Annotated in this window: 10 protein-coding genes; 1 reads left to right on the plus strand and 9 read right to left on the minus strand. The window is 46.0% G+C overall.

The window, feature by feature from the left end:
* Positions 1-7 precede the first annotated feature (7 nt).
* The 8 genes from fusA to folB all read right to left on the minus strand — a co-directional run bounded on the left by fusA (position 8) and on the right by folB (position 7013).
* Complete coding sequence (gene fusA, locus D8Y20_RS13080; RefSeq protein WP_121544162.1) at positions 8-2089, minus strand: elongation factor G; 2082 nt, start codon at positions 2087-2089, stop codon at positions 8-10.
* A gap of 110 nt (positions 2090-2199) precedes the next feature.
* Positions 2200-2670: a 30S ribosomal protein S7 gene (gene rpsG / locus D8Y20_RS13085; protein WP_121544163.1), complete on the minus strand. Its 471-nt coding sequence runs from the start codon at positions 2668-2670 to the stop codon at positions 2200-2202.
* Between the two features lie 14 nt (positions 2671-2684).
* On the minus strand, positions 2685-3056 hold the full coding sequence (gene rpsL, locus D8Y20_RS13090) for a 30S ribosomal protein S12 (protein WP_121544164.1): 372 nt from the start codon (positions 3054-3056) through the stop codon (positions 2685-2687).
* A 194-nt stretch (positions 3057-3250) separates the two neighbouring features.
* Entirely contained in the window at positions 3251-4651 is a 1401-nt protein-coding gene (locus D8Y20_RS13095; RefSeq protein ID WP_121544165.1) for an NAD(P)(+) transhydrogenase (Re/Si-specific) subunit beta, read from the minus strand.
* Between the two features lie 9 nt (positions 4652-4660).
* Positions 4661-5005: an NAD(P) transhydrogenase subunit alpha gene (locus D8Y20_RS13100; RefSeq protein WP_121544166.1), complete on the minus strand. Its 345-nt coding sequence runs from the start codon at positions 5003-5005 to the stop codon at positions 4661-4663.
* Complete coding sequence (locus D8Y20_RS13105) at positions 5002-6138, minus strand: Re/Si-specific NAD(P)(+) transhydrogenase subunit alpha (protein ID WP_121544167.1); 1137 nt, start codon at positions 6136-6138, stop codon at positions 5002-5004. The genes D8Y20_RS13100 and D8Y20_RS13105 overlap by 4 nt, the downstream gene beginning before the upstream one ends.
* Before the next feature lie 91 nt (positions 6139-6229).
* Positions 6230-6652: a 2-amino-4-hydroxy-6-hydroxymethyldihydropteridine diphosphokinase gene (folK, locus tag D8Y20_RS13110; RefSeq protein WP_121544168.1), complete on the minus strand. Its 423-nt coding sequence runs from the start codon at positions 6650-6652 to the stop codon at positions 6230-6232.
* A 1-nt stretch (position 6653) separates the two neighbouring features.
* On the minus strand, positions 6654-7013 hold the full coding sequence (folB, locus tag D8Y20_RS13115; protein ID WP_121544169.1) for a dihydroneopterin aldolase: 360 nt from the start codon (positions 7011-7013) through the stop codon (positions 6654-6656).
* Between the two features lie 455 nt (positions 7014-7468).
* Between folB and D8Y20_RS13120 the strand changes: the two genes are divergently transcribed.
* Positions 7469-7636 carry a zinc-finger domain-containing protein gene (locus D8Y20_RS13120; protein WP_121544170.1) on the plus strand — a complete coding sequence of 56 codons (168 nt, stop codon included), beginning with the start codon at positions 7469-7471 and terminating at the stop codon, positions 7634-7636.
* Between the two features lie 14 nt (positions 7637-7650).
* On the opposite strand, the gene rlmB is transcribed toward D8Y20_RS13120, so the two are convergent.
* Positions 7651-8394: a 23S rRNA (guanosine(2251)-2'-O)-methyltransferase RlmB gene (gene rlmB / locus D8Y20_RS13125; protein WP_121544171.1), complete on the minus strand. Its 744-nt coding sequence runs from the start codon at positions 8392-8394 to the stop codon at positions 7651-7653.
* Between the last annotated feature and the right edge of the window lie 731 nt (positions 8395-9125).

Below are 9125 nucleotides of genomic sequence, written 5' to 3' on the forward strand. Positions count from 1 at the left end.
CTACTCCTTAACCTTTAACTGCCGCGATGATTTCCAACGCGATATTCTTTGGAACTTCTTCATAATGCTTGAATGTCATAGTGTATGTAGCACGGCCCTGAGACATTGAACGAACATTGGTTGAATAACCGAACATTTCAGACAATGGAACCTCTGCATCAACAACCTTACCATTTCCGCGATCAGTCATACCAAGTATGCGACCACGGCGACGATTCAAATCACCAACAATATCACCCATGTAATCTTCAGGTGTAACCACTTCAACTTCCATCATTGGCTCAAGAATGACCGGTGACGCCTGCGCACAACCAGCACGGAAACCCATGGAACCAGCGACTTTAAATGCCATTTCATTGGAATCGACGTCATGGTAAGAACCGTCAACAACAGTAACTCTGACATCAACCATTGGATAACCGGCAAGTACACCGTTAGCCATTGCTTCTTCAGCACCTTTACCAACCGCTGGAATATATTCACGAGGAATAGAACCACCAGAAATCTTATCAATGAATTCAAATCCGCCACCAGCTTCCATTGGTTCGATTTCCAACCAGCAATGACCATACTGACCACGACCACCGGACTGACGAACAAATTTACCTTCAGCTTTTGTTGCGCTGCGAATGGTTTCACGATAAGCAACTTGAGGCTTACCAACGTTTGCATCAACAGTGAACTCACGCTTCATACGATCAACGAGGATTTCAAGATGAAGTTCGCCCATACCAGAAATAATGGTCTGACCTGTCTCTTCATCAGTACGAACACGGAATGAAGGATCTTCTGCAGCCAAACGACCCAGAGCAACACCCATTTTTTCCTGATCCGCTTTGGTCTTAGGTTCAATTGCAACCGAGATAACCGGTTCAGGGAATTCCATACGCTCAAGAATAATTGGGCTATCAGCATCACAAAGCGTGTCGCCAGTAGTAGTCGATTTCAGACCTACGGCAGCAGCAATATCGCCGGCACGTACTTCTTTAATCTCAGAACGTTCATTTGCATGCATCTGCAAAATACGGCCAAGACGCTCTTTACGCTTTCCTTTAGTAGAGTTGATTACATAAGAACCAGCCTCTGCCACACCGGAATACACACGGAAGAAAGTCAGCGTACCAACAAACGGATCGGTCATTACTTTAAACGCGAGCGCTGAAAACGGCTCATCATCAGATGACGGACGTGTGTCTGGCTCGTCTGTGTCCGGGTGAACACCACCAATCGCGGGAACATCAACAGGAGCAGGCATATATTGCACAACAGCGTCCAACAGCGTCTGAATACCTTTATTCTTAAAAGCAGTACCAGCAAGCACAGGAATCACAGAGATATCGAGAACAGATTTACGGATGCATTCGTTCAGCGCAGCCTCATCAACCTCTTCACCTTCCAAATACGCCATCATCAACTCTTCATCATTGACCAATACGGCATCCAGAAGCAACTCACGACGTTCTTGTGCAACATCTAGTAAGTCAGCAGGAATATCCTGAACTTCGTACATTGCGCCCATCGCTTCGTCTTTCCAGATGATTGCTTTCATGGTAACCAGGTCGATAACACCCTGGAAGTCTTCTTCAGCACCAATCGGGATATTCAGGGCAACTGCGTTGTGACCAAGACGTTCACGAATCTCATCTACCACTTCAAAGTAACGAGCGCCGGTACGATCCATCTTGTTTACAAATGCGATACGGGGAACTTTATATTTATCAGCCTGACGCCAAACGGTCTCAGACTGTGGCTGAACACCACCAACCGCACAGAACACACCAACGGCGCCATCAAGCACACGTAGAGAGCGCTCAACTTCAATGGTAAAATCCACATGGCCGGGGGTGTCAATAATATTAATCTGATGGTCTTTCCACGAGCAGGTAGTCGCTGCAGAAGTAATGGTGATGCCGCGCTCTTGTTCTTGAGCCATCCAATCCATGGTGGCCGCGCCATCGTGCACTTCACCAATTTTATGGCTTACACCTGTATAAAACAGAATGCGTTCTGTCGCGGTAGTTTTGCCTGCGTCAATATGGGCCATGATGCCGATATTGCGCACATGATCTAGCGGTGTCTTACGAGCCACGTCATACTCCTTACCATCAAATTATAAAAGAACTATCTCTTTTAATACTAATTACTTAATCTTAATCTCTTAACAAAACAGCGAGACCCCAATCGAGCCTCATCAAACACTTACCAACGGAAGTGTGAGAATGCCTTGTTCGCTTCAGCCATACGGTGTGTTTCATCGCGTTTCTTAAAAGCCGAACCGCGCTCTGCGATAGCATCAGCCATCTCATTACCCAGACGCTCTGCCATTGTATGCTCTGAACGCTTGCGTGAAAACTCAACCAACCAACGCACAGCCAGTGACTGCTGACGACGATCAGAGATTTCCATAGGAACCTGATACGTAGCACCACCAACACGGCGTGATTTAACTTCCACCAATGGACGCACCGCTTCCAGTGACTGATGCAGAACATCCAACTGCTCTAAACCTGACTTCTGCGCTGCGATTTCCATTGCATCATAAACAATCGCTTCAGCAATATTCTTCTTGCCTGCAAGCATTACCTTGTTTACTACTGTTGAAACTTTTGTGTCACCAAACTTTGCATCCGGTACAATCGGACGACGGGTGACGGGACCTTTACGTGGCATATCTAATTCCTCTCTTACTTCGGACGCTTGGCGCCATACTTCGAGCGAGCCTGTTTACGGCCTTCAACACCCGTTGTATCCAAAACACCACGTAGAACATGATAACGTACACCTGGCAAATCCTTTACGCGACCGCCACGAATCAGTACAACTGAATGCTCTTGCAATTTATGGCCTTCACCGGGGATGTAAGCCGTAACTTCCATACCGTTGGTCAAACGCACACGTGCAACTTTACGCAACGCTGAGTTTGGTTTCTTTGGTGTAGTGGTATATACACGTGTACATACACCACGACGCTGTGGGCAAGCCTGCAGAGCAGGGACTTTATTAATCTTGCGCTTGTCCTTGCGCGGCTTGCGAATCAACTGATTGACTGTTGGCATTGTATCCTCTTCTCCAAACGTTCACTTCTCAGGTAGCTGCCTAATGGATCAGCCCTTTCGAAGGGTCGCGAACCTTAGTGTCGACCTATATGCCTGTCAATAGCTTTTCGACATGCATAAGAATTTTTATTGTTAGTTATAATAATTAGCTGGATCTATTCGATATTAACTTTGCTTTATAAGCAAAAAAACAATCAATCAAGAGCCTGAAGCATTGACTCACAAGCTTTTTTCGCATCATCAAACAGCATCATAGTCTTATCCATATAAAACAGATCATTATCCAAGCCTGCATAGCCAGCAGCCAGTGAGCGCTTGATCACAACCACATGCTCTGCCTTTGACACATCCAGAATAGGCATGCCATAAATCGGGCTGGATGGGTCCGTTTTGGACGCCGGGTTAGTAACATCATTCGCACCAATCACCAGAACCACATCAGTATCAGAAAATTCAGGGTTAATTTCATCCATCTCAAACACAATGTCATATGGCACATCAGCTTCCGCCAGCAATACATTCATATGACCCGGCATACGCCCTGCCACCGGATGAATAGCAAATTTCACCTGTACATCCATCGCCAGTAGTGCCTCCACCAACTCTTTCAACACATGCTGTGCACGTGCTACCGCTAAACCATAACCCGGCACAATAATTACCGAACGGGCATTTTTAATCAAAAACGCCGCATCTTCGGCGGCTCCGCTATGCACTGGACGCTGACCTACAGCCCCGGCAGTTGACACAGCGGCAGTGTCGCCACCAAAACCACCCAGCAACACATTAAATAGAGAACGATTCATCGCCTTACACATAATATAAGAAAGAATAGCACCCGAAGAGCCCACCAGTGCCCCTGCTATAATCAGCATATTATTCCCCAGTGTAAAACCGATGCCGGCAGCAGCCCAACCAGAGTATGAGTTCAACATTGATACGATCACTGGCATATCTGCACCACCAATCGGCACAATCAAGGTAACACCGAGCACCATCGCAATCACCAACATCATCATAAAGGGCAGCATTTCACCGGTAACACAGAACATGATGCCGGCAGCAAGCATCACAAGCCCCAGCAATAAATTAAGTAGATGCTGGCCTGCAAAGGTCAGAGGTTGACCAGAAAGCAGACCATGTAGCTTTCCAAAAGCAATCAACGATGCTGTAAATGTAATCGCGCCAATAAACGTACCTAGAAATAACTCCACCCGACTGGCCATATACAAGCCGCCTTCGGCATTAGCGATTCCATAAGCTACAGGATCAAGGAAAGCCGACACGGCAATCATCACTGCCGCCAAACCAACCAGAGAATGCATAAAGGCCACAGTCTGCGGCATATGTGTCATAGGCACCTTGCGAGCGACCACGCCACCAAACAGACCACCGACTGCAATAGCAGCAACAATCCAGGCATAGTTTTGCACCGCATCCATTTGCAATGTCACCAAAGCCGCAATTCCCAAGCCCAGCATGCCAAATGCATTACCACGACGCGCCGTCTCAGGGCTAGCCAGCCCCTTCAACGCAAAAATAATCAATACAGCTGCTAATAAATAGGCCAGCTCAACCATGTTTGCAGATAACATGTTATCCCCTTATTTCCGCTTCTTGAACATCGCAAGCATGCGCTGCGTGACCATAAATCCGCCAAATATATTGACCGACGCCAGACCAACCGCGATCAAGCCAAGCACGGTTGCAATATTCATTTCAAGTGGCCCTGCGGCCAACAATGCGCCAACAATGACAATACTGGAGATCGCATTGGTCACACTCATCAACGGCGTGTGTAATGCAGGCGTAACATTCCACACCACGTGATAACCCACGATAATTGCCAATACAAACACCGTGAATGAAAAAACAACCGGATCTACCGCCGAGGCGCCATGCGACGCTACAGTGGATGCAGCATCTGCAGTTATTGCATTTAAACTCATGATGCATCTCCCTGATTTAACAACTGTGGTTTAAGAAACGCACCATCTTTACAAATCAATGAGGATTCAACCACCTCATCGTCCATATTAATGACTAGCGCCCCGCTCTCTTTATCCAGCATTGGTGTGATAAAATTGACCAGGTTACGGGCATACAGACTGCTGGCATCTGTAGCCATCAGAGCCGGAATATTCACGACACCGACCAAGGTTACGCCATGCTTTTCAACCACCTGATCCAATTCTGAAATCGGACAGTTCCCACCCATTTCAACAGCCATATCCACAATAACCGAACCCGGTTTCATTGTTTTCACCATCTCTTCAGTGATCAAGACAGGAGCAGGGCGCCCCGGGATCAGGGCAGTGGTAATAATAATATCAGCCTTTGCTGCATGTGCTGCAATCAATTCAGATTGACGACGCTTATAATCATCATCCATCTCTTTGGCATAGCCACCTGCATCTTCCGCATCGGCATCGGCCGCCACTTCAACAAACTTCGCACCCAGGCTTTCCACCTGTTCTTTAGCTGCGGCACGCACATCAAAAGCTTCAACACTGGCACCTAAACGACGCGCCGTTGCAATAGCCTGTAAGCCAGCAACACCAGCCCCCATCACCAATACCTTAGCTGGTTGCACCGTTCCAGCAGCTGTCATCAACATCGGAAAAAAGCGCTGATAATGTTCCATGGCCAGCAAGACTGATTTGTAACCAGCAATATTTGCCTGCGAAGACAATACATCCATACTCTGAGCACGCGAAATACGTGGCACCATTTCCATACAAAAATAGGTGATTCCAGCATCGGCATACTGTTGTAGCAACGGATTAGAAAAGGGGGCAACTAAACTTGCTATGGCAGCTCCTTTTTTCAATGCACCGATCTCATCTGCTTGCAGCGCACGCACCTTCAATACCAAATCGGCATCCGCACACACGCCAGCAAAACTATCAACAAGCTTCGCGCCTTTGGCCTGATAAGCAGCATCTGGATAACTCGCGGCCGTACCGGCATTTTTTTGTACCACGACATCACAACCGGCAGCGATAAATCGCCCGACAGAATCAGGCGTTGCTGCAACACGTTTTTCTTTACTTTGGGATTCTGCTGGAACTGCAATTAACATGAATCGTTATCTCCCCAAAAAAAATCAGTATATAGCACTGAAAAATAGTACATGATCATAGATTTGAGAATAGTAAGGTCGGCGCATCGTTTTACAAGCGCAGTTCAAGCTTCTCCACTACACCCAGACAATCATCAGGCATTTTAATATCCACAATTTCTGATGCTGGCACACATGCATGGGCATAACGATACAACTCATCGTCAATGACACAGCCATCATACATCAGCATATCCAGATCCAGTGTGCGCGGTTTCCATGAACCTTTAGATCGGTCTCGTCCCTGAGCATCTTCCAACATCTTCAACTTAGACGTTAACATTTCACCCGTTAGATCCGAATCAAATAGGCAACAGGCATTCAGAAAATCATCACCATCCATACCAATGGCTGGCGACTGATACACAGAAGAGAACACAACCTCTCCAAAGCATGCACGTACTGCGATTGCTGCTTTAGTCAAATGCATTTCAGCATCGATATTGGACCCCATACCGATCAATACTTGTTTCATTTTATGCCAACGTTCCCCGCTCGATCAACACCGCAACGTTCTCACTACCGCGAACCGCACCCGGTTTTGACATTTTCAACCTTAACCAAGACACATGAAACTCATTCAAAATAATGCCAGCACAGTGCTCTGCTAATGATTCAATCAAACCAAAGCTGGAGGCCTCAACAAAAGAGATCAATCGTTTGGATACCGATTTATAGTCAAGCGTATCACTAATATCATCAGATTGTGCCGCTGCAGATATATCCCACGCCATCTCTAAATCCAATCGTACTGTCTGACGAATTTCACGCTCCCAATCATAAATACCAATCACAGTCCTCACTTCCAGACCTTCAATTAAAACCCTATCCTTCATCAAGCCTCCAATATTGTATCATGAGCCAGAGCGACCCTATTAAAACATCCTATATTTACTATCACTATTCAGCCCTTTCACAGCAGAGGTACACATAGTTAGTTCAAAAGCATACTTCTAAAAATCATGATATGAATCTGATCATTATAAGGTAGTTTATACAAACAGAACCCAATACGTTAAAAGTACTAGTGATTACGCTGCGACAAGATGGATAGCACTTGCGTATATATAAGGCCCCCCGTGATGGGCCTTCTCTGTTCTGCTGCTGATGTTTCAATGGTTTCATACCATTGCCATGCGCAATACCCCTACTTTGTTGACAATTTCATTCCTGCAGTTACTATTTCGCCGCTTTTTTTAAAGCGTTGTTTAATATGTCATGCCGCTGTTTAGAAACCATTTCACAACAGGCCTTGAATGTATTTGAACTGTACCTGTCTGGGGAGACTATCATGCGCAACACCATCATCAAATCAACAGAAGAAGTAGTATCATGCTCTGATAATGGGCAGCATCCTTTAGTTTACATCAATCTAAAAGCAGGCTCCGGCCAATGCCAGTACTGTGGCCAAAAGTTTTCAAAAACTTCAAAAACAAGCACTGAAGCACTAGCTGCCTGACACCAACGAACACATTACTTCACCAATCGCTGCCGACAAATCTCAAACAACGCTACACCGGTAGCTACCGAAACATTCAAAGATTCCACTGTACCCGGCATAGGAATACTGATCAGTTGATCACACGTCTCTCGCACCAACCGTCGCATACCTCTCCCTTCTGACCCCATCACTACTGCAGTTGGCCCGGACATATCTACGTCATAAATGGAACCGTCCGACTCCCCTGCTAAACCAACCGTCCAAAACCCCATCGATTGCAACTGCTCCAGGCAACGTTTCATATTCGTAACGCGAATCACCGGCAAGCGTGCCAAAGCACCGCATGCAGATTTGGCAACAACCGGTGAAGCGATATCTGCCGCATGATCTTTGGGGACAATGACAGCCAAACAACCAGCAGCCTCAGCCGTACGAACACATGCACCTAAATTATGGGGATCGGTTACCTGATCGAGTAATAGCACCAACGGTGATTTAGTCATGTCGATATTTTCCAACCATGGTTCAAGGGATTCGAACTGCACATCGTCAGAAGCAGCTATTTTGGCAACCACCCCCTGATGCGGCACACCCTCAGCCAATCGAACCAGCGCCTGCTTGGGCACAAAGGAGTGACGCACGCCGTTTTTCTTGGCCAGATGAATCAATTCATTGATACGCGGGTGATGTTTTCCCTTCTCAATCAACAACTCATCAATACTGGTTCCCGCCTCTAGGGCGTGTTTTACCGCATGAATACCAGCCAATACGCTCATCTTGAACTCCCATACACTTTAAATTCCAAGAGACTTATAACCAATGCAGATATTTGTGCAACAAACGGCGGGGTAATCCTATTCAAGCATTAAACGCAGAGTACGCAAAGTTTCGCAGAGTAATCCCTTATACCTTTAACATCTTTGGTTGTAATAGCATAAACCACGCAATAGTGAACAGAGGTATATCTCTAGTATCCTAGCCTACTCTTGGACTTACCTTGCTAGACTTTGCGGAGAAAATACTGAACAACGATAGTTAAGTTGAAGGTGTTGGTGAGCAGAATCACATCAAACGAAATCATTTCGATCACTATTGACCTAGGAGATCACTATGATGAATAGCAATTTATTGAAAACTACAGCTGAAGTTATTCCGTGTTCAAATAATGGACTGCACCCCTTGGTCTATATCAGTCTCAAATCAGGTATTGGCAAATGCCAATGTTGTGGAAAACAGTATATTAATCTTGCTATGGAGCAATAAGTTCACCTGCTGGAAATAGTATTTAGAGATAGGTAAATCACCATTCGTCACGATTGAAGAAGGGATGTGTTAGCTGTCACTGATTGAATCGCTGAATGTGGCTCAGCTTTCCTCCCATATATAGATTCATGCAAATATCATAAGATTAAAGATTCATTATAGATTCGCCGTACAAGCAAGCAGCGCTGTCCCGCCGCGCGATAGTGGTTATATCCCAACCTGAATTGCGAGCACAAAAAAACCG

It is taken from the genome of Mariprofundus sp. EBB-1 (assembly GCF_003665155.1).
In the GTDB taxonomy this organism is placed as follows: Bacteria; Pseudomonadota; Zetaproteobacteria; order Mariprofundales; family Mariprofundaceae; genus Mariprofundus.

Bases quoted from the DNA above. Each gene is read 5' to 3' on its own strand.
- rpsG (WP_121544163.1), bottom strand. From the start codon at position 2,670: ATGCCACGTAAAGGTCCCGTCACCCGTCGTCCGATTGTACCGGATGCA.
- rpsL (WP_121544164.1), bottom strand. From the start codon at position 3,056: ATGCCAACAGTCAATCAGTTGATTCGCAAGCCGCGCAAGGACAAGCGC.
- D8Y20_RS13095 (WP_121544165.1), bottom strand. From the start codon at position 4,651: ATGTTATCTGCAAACATGGTTGAGCTGGCCTATTTATTAGCAGCTGTA.
- D8Y20_RS13100 (WP_121544166.1), bottom strand. From the start codon at position 5,005: ATGAGTTTAAATGCAATAACTGCAGATGCTGCATCCACTGTAGCGTCG.
- D8Y20_RS13105 (WP_121544167.1), bottom strand. From the start codon at position 6,138: ATGTTAATTGCAGTTCCAGCAGAATCCCAAAGTAAAGAAAAACGTGTT.
- folK (WP_121544168.1), bottom strand. From the start codon at position 6,652: ATGAAACAAGTATTGATCGGTATGGGGTCCAATATCGATGCTGAAATG.
- folB (WP_121544169.1), bottom strand. From the start codon at position 7,013: ATGAAGGATAGGGTTTTAATTGAAGGTCTGGAAGTGAGGACTGTGATT.
- D8Y20_RS13120 (WP_121544170.1), top strand. From the start codon at position 7,469: ATGCGCAACACCATCATCAAATCAACAGAAGAAGTAGTATCATGCTCT.
- rlmB (WP_121544171.1), bottom strand. From the start codon at position 8,394: ATGAGCGTATTGGCTGGTATTCATGCGGTAAAACACGCCCTAGAGGCG.